Annotated in this window: 14 protein-coding genes and 6 pseudogenes; all 20 read right to left on the bottom strand. The window is 48.0% G+C overall.

Annotated elements, in window-relative coordinates; all coding sequences use genetic code 11:
- Window positions 1-28 precede the first annotated feature (28 nt).
- The 20 genes and pseudogenes from O9K67_RS01320 to O9K67_RS01220 all read right to left on the bottom strand — a co-directional run bounded on the left by O9K67_RS01320 (window position 29) and on the right by O9K67_RS01220 (window position 19,466).
- Window positions 29-538 (bottom strand): hypothetical protein, encoded by a 510-nt coding sequence (locus tag O9K67_RS01320; RefSeq protein WP_271044633.1) that lies wholly within the window; start codon window positions 536-538, stop codon window positions 29-31.
- 101 nt (window positions 539-639) lie between these two features.
- Window positions 640-1,017 (bottom strand): hypothetical protein, encoded by a 378-nt coding sequence (locus O9K67_RS01315; RefSeq protein ID WP_061492700.1) that lies wholly within the window; start codon window positions 1,015-1,017, stop codon window positions 640-642.
- A 613-nt stretch (window positions 1,018-1,630) separates the two neighbouring features.
- Entirely contained in the window at window positions 1,631-1,927 is a 297-nt protein-coding gene (locus tag O9K67_RS01310; RefSeq protein WP_139109656.1) for a hypothetical protein, read from the bottom strand.
- Between the two features lie 352 nt (window positions 1,928-2,279).
- Window positions 2,280-3,392: pseudogene (locus O9K67_RS01305) on the bottom strand (RHS repeat-associated core domain-containing protein); the annotation flags it as partial.
- A gap of 81 nt (window positions 3,393-3,473) precedes the next feature.
- A complete protein-coding gene (locus O9K67_RS01300; RefSeq protein WP_061492697.1) occupies window positions 3,474-3,878 on the bottom strand; it encodes a hypothetical protein in 405 nt (134 codons plus the stop codon).
- Window positions 3,879-4,275: 397 nt separating this feature from the next.
- Window positions 4,276-4,875: pseudogene (locus O9K67_RS01295) on the bottom strand (RHS repeat-associated core domain-containing protein); the annotation flags it as partial.
- A 348-nt stretch (window positions 4,876-5,223) separates the two neighbouring features.
- Entirely contained in the window at window positions 5,224-5,541 is a 318-nt protein-coding gene (locus O9K67_RS01290) for a hypothetical protein (protein ID WP_061492693.1), read from the bottom strand.
- A 3-nt stretch (window positions 5,542-5,544) separates the two neighbouring features.
- Window positions 5,545-6,135: pseudogene (locus O9K67_RS01285) on the bottom strand (RHS repeat-associated core domain-containing protein); the annotation flags it as partial.
- A 92-nt stretch (window positions 6,136-6,227) separates the two neighbouring features.
- Window positions 6,228-6,599 (bottom strand): Imm50 family immunity protein, encoded by a 372-nt coding sequence (locus O9K67_RS01280; protein ID WP_061492689.1) that lies wholly within the window; start codon window positions 6,597-6,599, stop codon window positions 6,228-6,230.
- A gap of 9 nt (window positions 6,600-6,608) precedes the next feature.
- Window positions 6,609-7,721: pseudogene (locus tag O9K67_RS01270) on the bottom strand (RHS repeat-associated core domain-containing protein); the annotation flags it as partial.
- 150 nt (window positions 7,722-7,871) lie between these two features.
- Window positions 7,872-8,195: a hypothetical protein gene (locus O9K67_RS01265; protein WP_061492685.1), complete on the bottom strand. Its 324-nt coding sequence runs from the start codon at window positions 8,193-8,195 to the stop codon at window positions 7,872-7,874.
- Between the two features lie 261 nt (window positions 8,196-8,456).
- Window positions 8,457-9,161, bottom strand: coding sequence for a barstar family protein (locus O9K67_RS01260; protein WP_061492683.1), 705 nt, complete (start codon window positions 9,159-9,161; stop codon window positions 8,457-8,459).
- A gap of 338 nt (window positions 9,162-9,499) precedes the next feature.
- Window positions 9,500-10,020, bottom strand: a pseudogene (locus O9K67_RS01255) (RHS repeat-associated core domain-containing protein); the annotation flags it as partial.
- 424 nt (window positions 10,021-10,444) lie between these two features.
- Window positions 10,445-10,747: a hypothetical protein gene (locus tag O9K67_RS01250; RefSeq protein ID WP_071889831.1), complete on the bottom strand. Its 303-nt coding sequence runs from the start codon at window positions 10,745-10,747 to the stop codon at window positions 10,445-10,447.
- Between the two features lie 340 nt (window positions 10,748-11,087).
- Window positions 11,088-11,267 (bottom strand): annotated as a pseudogene (locus O9K67_RS24710) (RHS repeat-associated core domain-containing protein); the annotation flags it as partial.
- A gap of 166 nt (window positions 11,268-11,433) precedes the next feature.
- Window positions 11,434-11,742, bottom strand: coding sequence for a hypothetical protein (locus O9K67_RS01240; protein ID WP_061492677.1), 309 nt, complete (start codon window positions 11,740-11,742; stop codon window positions 11,434-11,436).
- 14 nt (window positions 11,743-11,756) lie between these two features.
- Entirely contained in the window at window positions 11,757-12,134 is a 378-nt protein-coding gene (locus O9K67_RS01235; RefSeq protein WP_071889829.1) for a DUF4329 domain-containing protein, read from the bottom strand.
- 512 nt (window positions 12,135-12,646) lie between these two features.
- Window positions 12,647-17,122, bottom strand: a complete 4,476-nt coding sequence (locus O9K67_RS01230) for an RHS repeat-associated core domain-containing protein (protein WP_271044632.1) — start codon at window positions 17,120-17,122, stop codon at window positions 12,647-12,649.
- Between the two features lie 2 nt (window positions 17,123-17,124).
- Window positions 17,125-17,544, bottom strand: coding sequence for a DcrB-related protein (locus O9K67_RS01225; protein ID WP_061492675.1), 420 nt, complete (start codon window positions 17,542-17,544; stop codon window positions 17,125-17,127).
- A complete protein-coding gene (locus O9K67_RS01220) occupies window positions 17,544-19,466 on the bottom strand; it encodes a type VI secretion system Vgr family protein (protein WP_061492673.1) in 1,923 nt (640 codons plus the stop codon). Before O9K67_RS01220 ends, O9K67_RS01225 begins: the two co-directional genes overlap by 1 nt.
- Window positions 19,467-19,879: the final 413 nt, after the last annotated feature.

The raw sequence follows: 19,879 nt of genomic DNA, 5'->3' as shown, positions 1-19,879 counted from the left end.
CATTCCATCTTTCATAAATATGATGATATTAATAGATTATCAGCTTACCCACTGGCCATTTTCCATCCCAGCCGCAGGGAATATGCCCATGTTCATAGATATTAATAAGCGACTCAAAGAAGAGACTATCCTTTAAATGTTTTTTATACGCATCTTCCATCAAATAATTAATCAAATCCCATTTAATATTATCCAGAATAACATGTTGAACCACTTCATTATTTATCATTAGCGGGATAATTGCAGTATCGATAATTCCCTGAGCTTCTCTGGCAAGAGTATTCCATTCTTGATAGTCATTACTGTGTTTTTTGGCTAAATGCCCCGTTATTTCATTCCGTGCCTCAAGGGTGGTGTCTTCCCAATCCGCACTGGCAATCTCTTTAATAAACGCATTTTCATCAGTAAGCTGCGTTGCATCATATAAAACAGTAGGCTTTCCTAAATTTATGAACCAGTTAATTTTCAGCAAGCGATCTACGGCTAATCTGGAGATATTCATGGCTTCACCTGTTTTTTTTCGGTATTTCTGAGACATTCCTTGCACCATCCAACACCGAGCTCATCGGGCAGATGCAAGCTGTTGCCGCAGCAGCACGGTGGAAACCGTAACATAAAAGTCCGCTAAAACATCATAAATCAATCATTAAAAAATAACGATGCTTTGGCAAGGTTATGTTCTTGTATATAGTTATCCTCCCATGCAAGGTAACCCTCTGGTGCAGTGTAACTGTATCCTTTATCAAAAAAACGTTCGCCATGCGACATGACCATAGCCCAATAGTACTCTTCTTCATGACCTAACAAAGATGCTTCAAGATAATTTTGGGGTGGACGGGTAAACAGAGGCGTATTATTAATTATTCTTTGCGCCTCATCTTCAGTTTTCTGACCATAAAAAACCATGATCCCTTTAATAATAGATACCCAAGTATAAAAATTAAATATGATGAATTCGTTTGGATTATTTTCATTTACAAATACCAAACCATCTTGTGGCTTTTCATTTTCGATCATGTTATGCATTCACCATGTAAAATTTCATCTTTTATGTTAAATAATTCTTGGGTTGTTATCTTTTTTATTATCAATGGTTTCCCCATCAATAATTTTCGACTTATCTATCATCATTAACACCTTTTTTCTTAAACTTATCGAATAAAACTGCAGCTTTTTCTGAAAAAATAGCCACCTGCCTCCCCTCTACCTATAGGCGATTTCCCGCCTCTTACTGCTCCGGAGTTTCCTACCATAGGTCAGCTTACATCATCATGAGTATGAGAAAGTATCCCTTTTCTGCCCCCAGTAACAAAGTCGGACCATTCTCCATTGGCTGAGTAAAATATTTTAATATCTAGTTTTGCCATCTCATGGTTCTGGAAATCAAGCTGAATAGCAGTCGATGGTTACTGCAGGTTCTAAAAATCAGAATTTTCAAAGAAACCGAAAAGTTAAGGACACTGTGTTAAAATTAACTTGAGCAGAGTTGATTTACTATCATGTCAAAAAACGGCAAAATGGAGAATCAACTTGATTATATATAAAAGCAGTTAAAGAGATCTGTAAAATACTCTCATGCCTTTACACTAGGCCGGAAAAATCGTTGAAATTACTTCCGACCTGTTGTTTACTAATCGCTACTAACTCTTATGTATTTCATTTCGCCATTATTTATTATTTTTTTTATTTCCTTTATATCTATTCCTTCCAGTGAATTAACTTCACAAATTTGAATTAACTCATTAATAAATAAAATGGCATCATTTTCCTTAAAAATACTGTCAGCACGGTAATAATCTTTTATTTTTCTTAAATATTTTAGACTACTCCATCTTGTCTTGTTAGAAAAAATAGATGAGTGTAATGATTCGCTGATATCAAAATGAAAAATTTCACCTGAAACATTTATATGTAAATCTAATGCCATAACTACCTCACAATATCATATCTGTTATTTTAGCATCCCTAAATACACTTTGCGGGAATGCAGTAACCAGATCACCATTTGATTCAACCACAACCCTAACTTTTGTCAAAACTTCACCTTCAGGGGTTCGTCCTACCGCTTTCGATAAAGTTTTTTCATAAACGAACCGAGAACCATCACGTGTTATTCGATCTGGATTACGGAAAACATGTCTAACTGTTGATTTCCATTCCGCGTTACCTATAACCCATTTACTTTTATGCTCCCAGCCAATTTTATTTCCTACGTGTCGCTCTTTAACGTGTTGAACTCCCCCACGAGTCAAATTGACTTTTGATGGTAACGAACACCCAGCCAACCCCAACGGATCAACCCATCCCAGCGGATCGACAACATACGTATATGTGTTCAGCCCGCCCTGCAGCCCGATGGGGTCCATCTGGGTGTAGCAGCCCCCGGTGGGGTCATAGTAGCGGAAGGTGTTGTAGTGCAGTCCCGTTTCGCGGTCCAGGTACTGTCCCTGGAAACGCAGGTTCTGCGGCACGTCCCACTCCGCATGCACGCTTTCGTGCTGACTGCGTCCCCAGGCGGTGGAGGTGCCGCGCCACACAATTTCACCCCGGCTGTCGGTCACTTTCTCCGGCAGGCCGTTGATTTCCGTGTGATACCAGTACATCTCCGCGTGCTGCTGCCGGCTGTCGATGCGGGCCAGCGGCTCGTAGCTGTTTTCCGTGTAGACATACTGCACGGCTGCGTCCGGGTCGCTGTCGCTGCGCTCGCCCACCATCTGTAAACCCGACCATGCGTACTGCGTGCGTTCCGGTTTACGGGTATGGCGTCGCCACACCTGTTTCTCCGTACGGCGGCCCAGGGCGTCGTAACGGTACTGCGCCCGGGTGAACTCAGGGTCACCCTCAATCACCACCGCGCTGATGCGCTGCTCATCGTCGTAGCTGAAACGCTGTGTGATGCCGCGATGGCTGTCGTGGCGCTCCGTCATCCGGCCAAAGCCGTCATATTCCCGGCGCACACCGTCCAGCCGTTTTAACAGGTTGTCCCACACCGGCTGTAAATCCGGTGTCGTGCGGTTATCCGCCGCGTCATACCAGAAACGCTCTTCCCCGCCCGGCTGAAGGCTCTGCGTCATGCGTCCTGCCGCATCGTAACCCCACAGCGACTGACGGTATTTCTCCGCCGGGGTCGCCGGTGCACCGTCGGTGTACATCTGGCGGATAATCTGGTCGGCGCGGTCCCACTGGAAACGCCGCTCAAACACCAGCCGGTCACGCACATTGTCCATGCAGCGGCGCTGCGTGATGCGCCCCGCAACGTCATACTCCGTATCCAGTGCCAGCGACCCCAGCGTGCGCTGCGTCTCCCGGTGCAGTTTATCGCGCTGATAACCCGTCACCGGCAGCGTTTTACCGCCGAAAACAAGCTGCATCTCCAGCAGGTGCCCGGTGCCAGCGGTTTGCAGTGATCCTTAATATTCAGGTGGTTTTAAAGTTATTTTTGCTTTCAATAAATAATACCAAACCAATATTGTTCAGCGAGGTACCATAAACTCAAAAAGAGGATCTTCCTGTGTAGTAATAATATACTCTGGCAAGATATTTTCCGTTACAGGAACAATAATTAAAGGAATTATTAGATCATATTTCTCTATCGGCCCCCTAAGAAAATCCAATAAATCCATTTTTGCAGCCTCTACCACATTCCCTGTAAAAAAAATACGTTTCCCCTTTCGTCTGGGATCATTATTCATCACTAAATAGTGATTATCAGATAACACACTGTCTAGCTGATTAAATTCAAAAAGACCTTTTAATTTATACTCTTTCTTTATTTCAAAATACTTCATGAAAATTTCGCGGGCGTGCTCCCGCTCTATAACATCTGATTTCCTCAAACTCGAAAAATCATAATCCATATATCCAAGCGATTCATTCATACTCTAACCTCTGTCAATGCGGGACATCATAGAATACATGACCATCTGCACCATTGTTGTACCATTTCACATGATACAAATCTAAAATGCTACCCTCATCCTGCATATGCTGCTCATATCCTTTCGTATATTTTTCGTTTCCAGACGAGCGACTATAGGTGTTTTCTTTATATCGATTCATATTTCCTTGGGCTTCTTTTAAAAGTTTTTTTGCATCTGAACTAGATTCAACTCTAACTTGAAACTTGCGCCCATCTCCTGAACCGTTTACAACCTCTTGCATCTCTTTAATAGCCTGCTTCCATGCCTTTGTTCCCGGTTTGATCACTTCCATTTGTGACGCAGAGAATGGATGATCTTTTGCAAATTTACCTTTAAAGAAAGCAGGAGCGCACATCAACCCCAACGGGTCCACCCATCCCAGCGGATCCACAACATACGTATAGGTGTTCAGCCCGCCCTGCAGCCCGATGGGGTCCATCTGGGTGTAGCAGCCCCCGGTGGGGTCATAGTAACGGAAGGTGTTGTAGTGCAGTCCCGTTTCGCGGTCCAGGTACTGTCCCTGGAAACGCAGGTTCTGCGGCACGTCCCACTCCGCATGCACGCTTTCGCGCTGACTGCGTCCCCAGGCGGTGGAGGTGCCGCGCCACACGATTTCACCCCGGCTGTCGGTTACTTTCTCCGGCAGGCCGTTGATTTCCGTGTGATACCAGTACATCTCCGCGTGCTGCTGCCGGCTGTCGATGCGGGCCAGCGGCTCGTAACTGTTTTCCGTGTAGACATACTGCACGGCTGCGTCCGGGTCGCTGTCGCTGCGCTCGCCCACCATCTGCAGGCCTGACCACGCGTACTGCGTGCGTTCCGGTTTACGGGTATGGCGTCGCCACACCTGTTTCTCCATACGGCGGCCCAGGGCATCGTAACGGTATTCTGCCCGGGTGAACTCAGGGTCACCCTCAATCACCACCGTGCTGATGCGCTGCTCATCGTCGTAGCTGTGAGGATATGCTGAGTGCTGGACTAAAAGTATCTGCTTAAAACTTGTCTATCAAAGTTATTAACAAGAATGTTTCCATATAAGATTTGTGAAAATGCAAATTAATCCATTTTCACTCATAATGCAGTTACTCTGGAAAGTTAGATATTTGAAACTGCTATATGGCACACCGGGCACTAATATTCAAGTGTCGCCATTTAGCGAAGATCAAGTTTTCCTAAAACATCCAAATCAGTAGATGTGCCCTATAAAGTATGCCCCAATAACGATATTGTTGCTTATCTGATTATTAATAACCATTTCATCAACTCTTGAAGAAATTTTAACGCCCTCTTTCACAAGAGTTAATTATTTTTTATTTAGCATTTCTAGAATTTCCTCTTCCGTTTTGCCATAAGGAGGACGCCATACTGCAGTCTCAACCTCTAAATATTCATCAAATTCATCAGGAGACATTCTTTCCTCCAGCTCATGGTATAAAAATTTTCTTACTTTGGACAATTTGTCAAGCACATTGCATTGATTAAAGAAAAGTAATAATGCTGCGGCTGTAACATTACTATGCTCGAAACCGGAACCTATCTTATCTGATACAGAGACAATTTCTTCCAGAAAAGCCGTAACTTCTTTTAATTCTTCAATATTTTCCTTACTCTTATTTTTCATACATCAGCACCTTTTAATAAATTTCGTGGTTTTCGAGTTAAGTTCAACATCACCTTTTATCTTATACTCTTCAACACCTAAATCATTTTTCCTAAATTCGACACGACTATCGTCAATATCGAAGTCTATATAATTGCGAGCATAGTTCTGTTTAATTTTAAATCTATCAGCTGCATCAGCCATACTTAATGGTTTACCTTTTGCCTTAGTGGCAAATACTGCATTCTGATCTCCAGCCTTAATTACCATTGTTTCTTGGATACCAGTAAACCCTTGGTTGCTTGTATAGTGCCTCAAACGAACGACAGCTAAACCCAACGGGTCCACCCATCCCAGCGGATCCACTACGTAAGTATACGTGTTCAGCCCGCCCTGCAGCCCGATGGGGTCCATCTGGGTGTAGCAGCCCCCGGTGGGGTCATAGTAGCGGAAGGTGTTGTAGTGCAGTCCCGTTTCGCGGTCCAGGTACTGACCCTGGAAGCGCAGGTTCTGCGGCACGTCCCACTCCGCATGCACGCTTTCGTGCTGACTGCGTCCCCAGGCGGTGGAGGTGCCGTGCCACACGATTTCACCACGGCTGTCGGTCACTTTCTCCTACGTAGATATTGATTATCGCATGTAGATGGATAATTATGGGAACTATAAAAAATCCGGTATTATAAATTACTCCCGGATTATTTATTTAACTATGCAATATAAACCGACGGCCCCGCAAACTGTATATGTAAACATTCAAGTGTTAACGAAAAATCATCACCTGAGATAAAAATTTTATTTCTATCCTCTATCCTAATATTTACTATCATGTTAGTTTTTATGCCATCCATTTTCAGCATCTTAATCCCACTGCAATTCAAGCCACATCGACATCGGTTGTAATTTTTGACCCATTTAGGTGGCGGATTGTTAGGTAACGCACCGACAAGGTCAAATTCTATATAAGCCATAGGACCTTCACGATCAAATTTGATAGAAAATAGATCTATAGTAGATATTTCTACAGGCTCTAAAAAAACCTTTCTCAGTAAAAAAGTACCATCTAAATCATTCCAATACATTTTTTAACCTCAAAAATCATAATGATCCGCAGTACCAGGGACATGCTCTGTTCTAATATTTTCGATCGGCCTTATATTTATATGAGCCCCTTGATCACCTATGCCATTCGGATAAGAATGCCCAGCCGAGTGGTCTTGGATGACTATTTTTGAACCGTCATTCCTGGTAAACTGATATTCTTTCGTCCATATTGGCTTACCACCAGCGTCTAAAATAGTATCCCCATGAGAGTCAGTCATTAGGACATGTCTATAATCCCCTTCGAACCCAGTTTTAGGATTAAATATCCTATCTGGATGTTGTTTCATTGGAATCCCGGCATCTCTCTTGGCAGCCCTAAACGCAGCATTTCTGGATGCAAATTTTACGTTACACCCAGCCAACCCCAACGGATCCACCCATCCCAGCGGATCCACAACATACGTATAGGTGTTCAGCCCGCCCTGCAGCCCGATTGGGTCCATCTGGGTGTAGCAGCCCCCGGTGGGGTCATAGTAACGGAAGGTGTTGTAGTGCAGTCCCGTTTCGCGGTCCAGGTACTGTCCCTGGAAACGCAGGTTCTGCGGCACGTCCCACTCCGCATGCACGCTTTCGCGCTGACTGCGTCCCCAGGCGGTGGAGGTGCCGCGCCACACGATTTCGCCATGGCTGTCGGTCATTTTCTCCGGCAGGCCGTTGATTTCCGTGTGATACCAGTACATCTCCGCGTGCTGCTGGCGGCTGTCGATACGGGCCAGCGGCTCGTAACTGTTTTCCGTGTAGACATACTGCACGGCTGCGTCCGGGTCGCTGTCGCTGCGTTCGCCCACCATCTGCAGGCCTGACCACGCGTACTGCGTGCGTTCCGGTTTACGGGCATGGCGTCGCCACACCTGTTTCTCCGTACGGCGGCCCAGGGCGTCGTAACGGTACTCCGCCCGGGTGAACTCAGGGTCACCCTCAATCACTACCGCGCTGATGCGCTGCTCATCGTCGTAGCTGAAACGCTGTGTGATGCCGCGATGGCTGTCGTGGCGCTCCGTCATCCGGCCAAAGCCGTCATACTCCCGGCGCACACCGTCCAGCCGTTTTAACAGGTTGTCCCACACCGGCTGTAAATCCGGTGTCGTGCGGTTATCCGCCTACTTATATCAAGTAGAGTAACGGAAGGATTTCTTATTCCGGCAGCGCTACCTGATTTGTCGTCGAGTTAAGTTGCCTATGCTCTCATGCTCATAGATCTATCATGGTAAAAGTAGATATTCATCCGGTAGATATCCCCGAAATTTTCTTTAAATTTTATATGGATGAAGACAATAGTTAATGATTAAATCCTTTATTTTTTCGTCTAAAAGAGAACCATTTTCCTTTTCAGAAGCTAAAATTTTGTTGAACACTACTTTCTTATTAACCTCTGGAAGGTTTTCAAAAACCTTTTCCCAGTCAGATTTGTAACCATACATCACTAAAAATTTATCGAGAGCCGAATTGATTAACGGACTCCCCGCATACAATAATGAACCAGTCTCCTGACATGTAAATTTCAGATAAATGATTGCTTTAATCAATGTGTTAATCTCTTCTCTTGAGAGAATCAAACCTTCATCATTTTTCATTATTCATAGCCACTTAAAAACATTTGCTCATCAGCTAATTCCAGCCGTACTCCATAATCTATGCCGGAAAGCAGCATAGAACAAGTTTTTTTATCGACACAAATAAAAACCTTAATTCTAACATCAAAATATACATCCTCGCCAGAACATTAATAAAACCAAATCCAATGTTCACTCTGTTACTTTACGTTATATCATCCAAAATGGATGATATAGAAACTTCAGCCCTCCTCATAACAAATTTATTAGAGATATTAACTCTTACTGGAGAGTTAAATTGCAATGTTCCCGAAGAATCTCAACGATATCATACGAAGATAGCGTATAAATTTCATTGGGAATTGTGTTATCAATAGCTTTAAAAGAAAGCTCGCTGTCTTTCCAAATAATATCTATTGAGACTCTATTTTTTTTAAGCTCAACGATGCAATCATCGAATGCATCTAGATTTTTCCCCACATAACCAAAGATACCAAAGAATGCATAACCAAACTCACAGTAGAAGGAATAGTAATCATGTATATATTTACCTTCAATTATAATAGTATTTTTTTCTAAAGAATCTCTCACGCCATTAATCATATAACATGCAGAGATATAAACTCTTTTGGACTCTTTAACCAAGTCCAACCAGAACCTTTCATTACTACTATTATGTACTTTTAATAATGAAAGTACACCGATTTCATACATACTATTCATAACGATTAGATACAGATAAATTGTCCCATTAGATTTTATTATTTTCTTTACAGTAAAGTCGAAATCTAATCTCCCATTATAATCAGCGCATTCCAATCGATAGACCTGATCGCCTATCGAAAAATCAACATCATTTTTCGATAGGCCATTAAGAGCGAATAAGTAAGCATCGCCAATTCTTGAAAAATCCTGACACTCAATCAAATCATGACAGGAAAGGATGATATTTCCAGATTCATCATATATTTTATATAAATATTCCATTGGAATCCCCTTATTTAATAATATTAAAACCACATACCATCAACTATAACATCGAATATTCTTTCATAATGATCTGGGCTAAAACCAAATTTAGTTTTCCCATTTCCCAAATCAAGAGTCAATATTCTCATGTCATTATTCCCTTTAATTACCTCCCATTCTTTAGCTCCCTTCCAACCAGCATTTTTACCTCTTCCCTGGAATATTTTTTGACCACCTGCCCCGTCAGAACGAATAATGCCTTTACCATCAAGGATATCATTAATTGATTTATTCATTGCATCGAGCTCTTTCCTTGAAAGAGGTTTTTTGGGAGGTTTCTTCAATGAGCACACCCGACTCAAACCCAACGGGTCCACCCATCCCAGCGGATCCACAACATACGTATACGTGTTCAGCCCGCCCTGCAGCCCGATGGGGTCCATCTGGGTGTAGCAGCCCCCGGTGGGGTCATAGTAGCGGAAGGTGTTGTAGTGCAGTCCCGTTTCGCGGTCCAGGTACTGTCCCTGGAAACGCAGGTTCTGCGGCACGTCCCACTCCACATGCACGCTTTCGCGCTGGCTGCGTCCGGGTCGCTGTCGCTGCGCTCGCCCACCATCTGTAAACCCGACCACGCGTACTGCGTGCGTTCCGGTTTACGGGTATGGCGTCGCCACACCTGTTTCTCCGTGCGGCGACCCAGGGCGTCGTAGCGGTACTCCGCCCGGGTGAACGCCGGGTCACCCTCAATCACCACCGCGCTGATGCGCTGCTCATCGTCGTAGCTGAAACGCTGCGTGATGCCCCGGTGGCTGTCGTGGCGCTCCGTCATCCGGCCAAAGCCGTCATACTCCCGGCGCACACCGGCTGTAAACCGGAGCTTGCGGATGGTGAGCACTATGGCGGTATCGACAGTATGCAGGGAAATTAAAAGAAGGAGTGGTTTGGTAATGTAGGATGTTTATACTTAATATGGTTTGCTACCCGTATTGACATGCTGGCTATTTGGATTGTCTATATAGCAGTCGTATTTACAATACGTAGTTTCATAATTTGAATAATGCAACTGATTCGTTTTAACCCATTCAGAGTTTTTTATAACAGCCTCATACCATTAGGATTAATCTCATAAAACAATTTACCCTTAATATTCACATACACTTCTTTAAGATTTTAGAAAAAGGAGCACAACCCAATATAGAAATATCTTATTTCGCCTCTCCGCCCATCGATTTCACCTGAACAATCCAAGATTAAATAATAAAAAGCCGGAAAGGCATAAGCTTGTACCGGCTTTTATCCATTTAAAATGGTAACGTTCCTCTAATTGCAGAAAACCTCGTAATATCAACTCCTTGTCCCCTAAAATAATTGAAAGCATCACCTATATCGGAAAATGAACTGATTTCTTCAGTTGCATAGTCTTCGACTAGTTCCATTTTTTTTTCCGGCACCTGAAAAAAATAAGTGCGGTATATTTCACCTTCTTTTTTTAGAGCATATTGAAAGTAATAATTCTCACCATTAATCTCCTTCACCTCATCAAAACCTCTAACCTTACCCTTTTCTATAGCAAGTGCTAATTGTTCAATTGGCAAATCAACCATCTATATCTATCCTCACCATTGTTCCATCAGAACGTTTAATATTAACATGAGGCAAAGAACCATGCCCCGTTCCTTTTGGATCATCATGACCATATACACGACCAGTATTAGAATCAATAGGATAGTCTTTCCTATAACGGACAGTACCGTCTCTTTTCTTAAATTGCTCCATTTTATGTTTCCTTCTAATACCAGTAGCATCCTGCGAGCCGATCCCTCTTACTTTCTGGGCATCAGGGAAAGCCTCCATTAATAAATCATGGGCTTCTTGTTTCGATTTAACAGTAATAACCGTCCCTTGAGGCCCCTCTCGTAAGGCTTTAGCACTTTTAGAGCACATCAACCCCAACGGGTCCACCCATCCCAGCGGGTCAATCACATAAGTATAGGTATTCAGCCCGCCCTGCAGCCCGATGGGGTCCATCTGGGTGTACCAGCCGCCGGTGGGGTCATAGTAGCGGAAGGTGTTGTAGTGCAGTCCCGTTTCGCGGTCCAGGCACTGACCCTGGAAGCGCAGGTCGGCAAATTGTTCATGCAGAAAGTAGAATTTATCGATTGTATATATCGCACCAGCATATTGATATATAATATCAGAAAAAAATTCGTGTCATGCAAGCTAATTACCCTCCCAGCGCCGTATTTTCATTACTACACATCAAAAAATTTCCATACCTTTCTATAAAACATTATTTACCACCATAAATAGAAATAACAGACTTGGTCTTAACATCCAAATCTACATTTAACTCCTGGATTTCAATAGAATCAGAACCAATATCCATCCAGTTATCTTCCGTTATTTCATCCGAAAGAAATGTAATCGTTAAGAAATCAAGCCCTTCAGATTTTCTGATGGTAGGGTTTATAAAAATATGAAAATTCTCCACATCGTAAATTTTACTCCACTCACTATTTTTTATCGCAAAAAAAGCATTATATAAAAAAGGCGTCAATTCCTTTGGCACTTCTAAAGTTTTACTGCATTTAATATTCATACTCACTCCAACATCTATAAAGGCATTGCATCATCAGGACCATTAACTCTTCCAAAGATTTTCCAAAAATCTCCACTTGGTGTGCCTAGGGCATCTGTATATCTTGGGAAGGTGTTATCTGCCTGATTGTGTACAAAAATGTCTTTGGCCGAAAATTTATCGCTATTATGTGCATCACCAAGCCTATTTGTTCTATTAAACCCGAGATCTGAATAGTCACCATGCGTGTGATATTGACCTACCGGTGTAGACCCTTTCGGTAAACCGGCTGATGATTCTTTAAATGTCGGTGCGGTTCTCCCAGTACCTGGGCGACCTCGGGTATAAATATATTTACCATCTTTCGCTCTATATATAATTCCACCATATTCTCTGTTCTTAAATATAGACATAGGGTTGTATTTATTCAGTACAGATCTTGCTGCATCGTCAACACGGCTAAATCCTCAGGTGCATTTTCTCAACTACAGCTGGTCCCCCCAAACCAATGGATTCACCGCATAAGTATAGATATCCTGTTCACTCAGTAACATTTTGTAATTCATCTAAGTATAGAAGCTGCTGTAGGCGGTAGTTTAGGCGTAAGGATTTCAGACCCAATAGACTATTCAAATAGCCTATTGAGTCCCGTGCTGGGAAGAGTATTATTTTATATAAACATTTTTCATGTACTTACCCCATCCAACTTGTTGAATGTCATTCTCTGTTGCAAAAGAAGAAGGGACCTCATGCCCTAAGAAAACAGAGTTACTAGCCCCAATATCCTTTTCATTAAACCACGATGAGTCACACTCATCGCAATTGAAGAACAAACGCCCATTCAGCTCCGATCGTCTAATAACCAAACGTCCCTGCCCGTAGCATTTTGGACATACACAAAACCAAAACATCTTTCCTCCTTACTTTACTCAACAGGAAAACCGGTAATAATCTTGTTCGTATTTCTCTTAACAACGATAAAAATTTTATTTAACTCCTTCCCGGTATCTCTGTCGTATCCGATAGGATGTTTCATATCAACAATAAATGTATCTGATACTGCATCCGATGAGTCCGGGAATGGATTAGACTTCATTCTTTTTTTCCATGCTTTATTGATTTGTTTAATAGGATTTTTATTAAATAAGGTTTGCACTGGCTTATTAGGATTTAATATACCATGCCCTTTCATTACATGCTGAACTCGGGTTTCTCCATCTGAAGAAACAACAGCTTTCCAGTTCAAATGCCCACATGGCCTTAAACCCAACGGATCCACCCATCCCAGCGGATCCACAACATAAGTATAGGTGTTCAACCCACCCTGCAGTCCGATGGGGTCCATCTGGGTGTAGCAGCCGCCGGTGGGGTCATAGTAGCGGAAGGTGTTGTAGTGCAGTCCCGTTTCGCGGTCCAGGTACTGACCCTGGAAGCGCAGATTCTGCGGCACGTCCCACTCCGCATGCACGCTTTCGTGCTGACTGCGTCCCCAGGCGGTGGAGGTGCCGCGCCACACGATTTCACCGCGGCTGTCGGTCACTTTCTCCGGCAGGCCGTTGATTTCCGTGTGATACCAGTACATCTCCGCGTGCTGCTGCCGGCTGTCGATGCGGGCCAGCGGCTCGTAACTGTTTTCCGTGTAGACATACTGCACGGCTGCGTCCGGGTCGCTGTCGCTGCGCTCGCCCACCATCTGTAAACCCGACCATGCGTACTGCGTGCGTTCCGGTTTACGGGTATGGCGTCGCCACACCTGTTTCTCCGTACGGCGGCCCAGGGCGTCGTAACGGTACTGCGCCCGGGTGAACTCAGGGTCACCCTCAATCACCACCGCGCTGATGCGCTGCTCATCGTCGTAGCTGAAACGCTGTGTGATGCCGCGATGGCTGTCGTGGCGCTCCGTCATCCGGCCAAAGCCGTCATATTCCCGGCGCACACCGTCCAGCCGTTTTAACAGGTTGTCCCACACCGGCTGTAAATCCGGTGTCGTGCGGTTATCCGCCGCGTCATACCAGAAACGCTCTTCCCCGCCCGGCTGAAGGCTCTGCGTCATGCGTCCTGCCGCATCGTAACCCCACAGCGACTGACGGTATTTCTCCGCCGGGGTCGCCGGTGCGCCGTCGGTGTACATCTGCCGGATAATCTGGTCGGCGCGGTCCCACTGGAAACGCCGCTCAAACACCAGCCGGTCACGCACATTGTCCATGCAGCGGCGCTGCGTGATGCGCCCGGCAACGTCATACTCCGTATCCAGTGCCAGCGACCCCAGCGTGCGCTGCGTCTCCCGGTGCAGTTTATCGCGCTGATAACCCGTCACCGGCAGCGTTTTACCGCCGAAAACAAGCTGCATCTCCAGCAGGTGCCCGGTGCCGTAACGCAGATACTGCATCTGCCGCCCGTCCGGGAAGGTGGTCGCACTCAGGTTGCTTAATGCATCGTACTGATGCTCGTATTTGCCGGACGCATTCTCTTCACTGACCAGGTCGCCGAGCTTGTTGCGCGTCAGGATGATGGTATCGATACTCTGCGGCTCGCGCATATCAATAACCGACTGACGCCACTCGCCGTAGGCATAACGGCGGATTTCCGTCGCCAGCGCACTGTAGCGGTACTCGGTGCGGTGCTGTTCGGTTTCCCGCGCCACCATGCGCCCGAGTGCGTCGTACTCGTAGTTCACCACCTGCGGCGGTAGCGCACTGCCGCGGGCAGGGTGACGGGTCATCGTCGCCACCTGCTGCGCGGCATTGTACAGATACTCGGTCTGCCGCCCGGCGTAATCCTGCTGGCGGGTCAGCAGCCCGGTGGCGGTGTAATCAAAACGCCACTGCTGATTGTTGGCATTGGTCAGCGTGACCAGGCGGCCAGCGCGGTTAAAGGCAAAACGGGTGACCTGCCCGGCAGAATCCACCGCTTCGATGACCTGGCCGCGCGCATTCAGCGTGACGTTGCGCTCCAGCATGCCGTCAATGTTCTGCCCGCACAGTAACCCGGCTTTGTTGTACTTGAACAACGTCTCGCGGCCATCGGCGCGCACAAAAGTTTGCAGGCGCGACGCCGCGCTCCAGCGGTAACGCTCGGTATTGCCCAGCGGATCGGTCACAGACACAAGCCGGCCTGCGGTGTCGTACTGGCGGCGGCTCTGGTAACCCGAGCAATCCTCTTCGCGGATCAATTGCCCCAGCTCGTCCCACCAGAACCGGTGGCTGTTCTCCAGCGCATCGATGCGGCGGGTTAAATCGCCCTGATCGTTCCACTCAAAGCGGGTGACACCGCCTTCCGGGTCGGTCAGCGCCACCACATCCCCCGCCAGGTTGTACTCATAGCGCCAGATCGCGCCGTCGGGTAACACTTCAATCGCCGGGAAATCATACAGCGGATGCCAGGTCGTCATCCTTGCACGATCCAGCGGATCGCGTTCCAGCGTCAGGTTACCGCGCTCGTCCCAGGTGTATTCCCAGCGGCCGCCATCCGGTTGAATAGCAGAACGTAACTGTTCGGCATTTCCCGCCCAGTTAAATTGCCACTGACCACCGTGCACATCGGTATAGTGGGTGATGCGATACAGCGTATCCCAGTGATGTTCGCTGACCACGCCTTCGTCATTGCTGACCCGGGCGTAGCGCTTTTGCTCGTCGGCGTCGATACGCCAATTCTCCAGCACGGCACCCTGTTCGTCGTGAACCTGGTAGCCGCTCACGCGCCAGTGTTCAGAGCCTGTCTCTGGTCGCCACTGGTAGTGCACCGTTAATCCCGTCGAGAAGCTGTGCCAGGCCAGCATGTCGCTGGCGCGATCCCAACCGAACTGGCGGGTGACCACACCATCGGCGTCCGTCACTGTGATCAGTTGCCCTTGATCGTTATAGCGATAAGAGACCAGCAAACGGCGCTCGTCTGCGCAAATCTGGTACACAGCACTCAGTCGCCCGAAGCGGGATTCATACTCCAGTTCCACATCCAGCGCTTCGTTATCGCTGGAGATGCGCGTCAACTGGCCTTTTTCGTTCCAGCTGTAGTAGTGGGCGTTCTCATGGCGGTCATAAATGCGCTGGATGCGCCATTCACCCGATCGAGTCGGATCCGGTTCAAAGATCTGGTGCTCGCCATCGCCCGTTTGCATGGCGATGATCCCGTTCGGGCTGGCGAAGATCCGCATGCCATCTTCCGGGTAGAAGATCATATCGCCGACCCGTACTTCGCCCAGCCCCAGTTCACGCCCGCTCATATCGCGGAAGATCATCTGGTTCTCCGCCAGGCGCAGGAAGCGGGTTTCAAACGGCATCATCCAGCCGGTACCGAGGATGCCGGTGGCGCGATTGCGGCTGTGGTAGATACGCTGCCAGTAGAGTGGCATGCGATCCGGCAGCACAAAGTCGAGATCCTCTTCCTTGGCGAGGATTTTGCTGCCAAGCGGAATATGAACAGGGAAAAAGGTGTGCGCTGCACTGATTAGCGCTGCTGAAAGGGTATCGGAGACGGCAACGCCACCGAGCAGACAGAGAAACTCTTTTGCCAGCCCGCGTAGCAACTGGCGTTCACAAGCGAGCTTCGCCAGCCGCGACAATGCGCCCAAGCCCACGCTGCCCACCAGATTGCCCAGTAGATAAGCCAGCTGATTTTTGCCGCTGTGAATATCGCGCACCGTAATGGTATCGCCACCGATCCGCACGCGCGGGTCGTCACTGACTTTGATTTCGGCTTCGCAGGTGCTTTTCTCACCGTTGCGGGCGGCTGGCTGGTTGTTAATTAAGACTTTTTTCGAGCCCTGCGCGACAAAGTTGCTGCTGGTGACCATATGGCCTTTTTTACAGTCAACGTTGTCTTTCGGCATCGGGGTCGCATGAGGATTCGCGCTTTCCACTACCGGTTGTGTGAGGGTTTCCCAAAAGCTGGTGCCCCACTTTTTCAGGTCATCGAGGGTGATATCTTTGGCGCGTTCGGCGACCGCCATCATCACACCGCCTGGCGTGAGGATCGTTTTCGCAGCTGTGGCCGCGACGGCAAGTGCAACCATACCGACAGCGGCCCAGTCAATGCCTTCATCGGCAGCCGCGGGGCTGTTCAGGTAATCGCGCTCCACCGTTCCGGCAGCGCGGGCGGCTTTTTTACCCTTGATATAAACATTGTCCGAACCGGAAACAATAACCGCGTCCGGTGGCCCGGGGTCGATGAGCGCATCCACCATTTTGCCCGCAGCATTGCCGATCTCCTCCAGTTTGCCGCTGAAAATTAGCGCAGCAAGCCCGGCAAGCGCCACACCGGCAACCAGAAGGCCAACACCCGTGCCAACAAAAGCGATGACGCCCCACACGATCGCCCCTTCCACCATCCCGCCAACGAAATCCGCCAGCGCAGAGCTGTGAATAAGCGGATCGTCAATACGGGCAGCGATGTAATCCGTCATCCTTACGCCCTCAGCTGTAAACCCGTTCTGATAGACGCCCAGAATGCATCAGCATCGGCATCGAAAGGCGCAGTACGGCTGAGCGTCAGCACCAGCAGATGGTCTTCTACGCGGGTGATCGCGAGTTTTTCATACACCATCGTGCTCTGGTTTAAGAAACGCAGCGCCACCTCGCGGGCAGGCTGACCAGCGATGGTGCTGTCTTCCACTTCGCCCATCGTGACCTTTTTCATGCTGCGCTGCACTTTCGCCAGTTGCTGCTTAATGAATGTTTCTTCTGCACCAGGCTGAATATCCCATGCCCGGGTGATCGCCAGCGTTGCGTCATACTCGTTGAATTTCAATAAGTTAATACTGCGATCCTGGTACGCGCCCGGCAGATTAAGCTCACCTTCGGACAGTGCAAACTGCGTTGTCGTCATTATTTATCCGTCCCTTGATTAAATGCTTGTTTCACGGCAGCCTGGATTTCTGACGGCGTGGGCGACGCCTGGGTTGCGGGCTTGGCTTCAGAGAGATTCAGATCCAGCAGACCGCCGGTGTTAATCACGCCGTGTCCGCCCGCTTCGATAAGAAAGTCATTGCACTTGAGCTCCACCGTACCGTTGGCGTTCAGCGTGAGCGACGAATAGCCGCTGACTAATGTGATGCTAGTGTCCGAGGCCTGTAGCAACCCGCCCTGGACTTTCTGTGTAAACCCGCCGCCCACCAGTTCCCCGTGTGCAAACTGTGTCGCCTGGGTGTGCGAGCCCGCCACCGAACCGGTGTAATCCTGCGCAACGCTGACCGTCCGTGAGCCGCCAACGCTGTGGGTCTCATCGTTTTTAACGTGAGTATCCATATTGCGTTCGGCCTGGATCCACACCTGCTCTTCACCCGCCTTATCTTCAAAACGCAGGGCGTTGGCGTTGTCAACGGAGCCATCTTTCGAACGGCTGAGGAACCCCATCTGCGTGGCGGCAGCCGGTAGTGCCCACGGCGGCATACTGGCTTCGTTATATACGCGCCCGGTGATAATGGGCCTGTCCGGATCGCCGTTGATAAAGTCGATCACCACTTCATCGCCCACACGTGGAATCTGCACGCCACCGAAGCCCTGCCCGGCCCATGCACTGGAGACGCGCACCCAGCAGGAGCTGGTGTCATCACCTTTTGCCAGTCTGTCCCAATGAAACTTCACTTTTACCCGACCATAACGGTCAGTCCAGATGCTCTCGCCCTGCGGACCGACCACTTTTGCCGTCTGCGGACCATAAGTGCGCGGCCATGCGGTTTGCTGCGGTGGGCGGAAAACGACCGAAGAGGGGATCACGCTAAAATCGATACGGTGGATAGTTTCGCTGTCCGCGCCGCTGGCATAGCGATTCTCTTCAAAGTTGTACCAGGCAGCGGTGACCAGGTACTCGCCGTTGTCGTTAAAAAACGCGGCATTGGTCAACTGGAATGTACTGCCCGGCGCAATACCGATCGCCGTTGCGGTGCCTTCGATCTGCTGGTGCTCAACCTGCCAACGCTCCTGACGAATGCGGGCGTAAAACTCACCATGCCCGTGTTCAACAAAACGGCCAGGCCAGTCATAGACATCAATGGCACCAGGAGACGGCGAATTGGGGTTTTGCCGCGCCTGGAAAAGCCAGGCGTTCGGCTTACGGAAATCGTAATCGTCCAGGCTGTACAATCCCGGCGTGACGCTGTCTTCCAGCGCCCACTGACTGATACCCTCTTCGTCGGTGCTGCCGCCGGACGGGGTCTGATGGTAAGGAATGGATTCGTAACCGCTGAACGGTTGATGCTGGGTCGCGGCATCCGTCAACACCAGCGTATGTTTGTCCGCCTCGTGGCGGAAGTGATAGGTAATCCCTTCAAGCTCCATCAGACGGCTGATGAAATCAAAACTGCTCTCCTGGTACTGCACGCAGTATTCCCAGGTGCGGTAACTGCCGCTCAGCTTGTCTTCAATATTGACCTGATACTCGCCAAGCAACGTTTTGACGATCTGCGGTACCGTTTGTTCCTGGAAAATGCGCAGGTTGCGGTCGCGCTTCATCGGCCAGAGATCAGGTTCAACAGTAAGCTGATAAACCGCATAACGCGTACCACTTAGTTCAACGGCACTCACCGCCACACGGGTAATTTTGCCATTAAGATAGCGGGGGCCAGTCAGGCCCTGTGTAGGAATGGTGACGGTAACCGGTTTGCCGAGCAGTGTGCTGCGATCCATTCGCGCATCGGTGCCAAGCAATTGCAGGTTAAAAGCAAATGACTCGGATAACGCTTCCCGACCAGAAAGTTTCCAGAAAAGCAGTCCTTCGACAGGTAACTGAACAGCAATACGATTACTCATAAATCGAATCCTGACATAAAGACGGATGCCGCTCCGGGCTCCGTTCTTGAGTTTAATGTTGCGATATCCGGGTAAAGCTACCGCACGAAATCCGTAAATCAAAAGATCATTATTGTCTGTTTTCTCCGCTAAATAAATGCCAGGAATAATCCTAATCCAGGGTGGTAAACCTGAAAAAAATTCACGTTTTTAGTGGGTTAAGCACAATGAATAATCAAAACGGCAACATAAGATAAATTTTAACCCGCAAAAAGGCGTGTTTTGGATAGGGTCAGTAAGATGCCAAAACCCCGATTCTGCGTCCTGACGCATTGTTTCGCGAGTATTATCGCAATTTCATCGCAAATATTAGACGGCACGGCTGAAAGGCAGTATAAGTTTTTTATACGTTTTCACATTTATTATTACCCTGG

The organism is Kosakonia oryzendophytica (assembly GCF_027886705.1).
GTDB classification, from domain to species: Bacteria; Pseudomonadota; Gammaproteobacteria; order Enterobacterales; family Enterobacteriaceae; genus Kosakonia; species Kosakonia oryzendophytica.
Note: the sequence above shows the minus strand (reverse complement) of the source record. Positions and strands in the feature narration are given on the sequence as shown.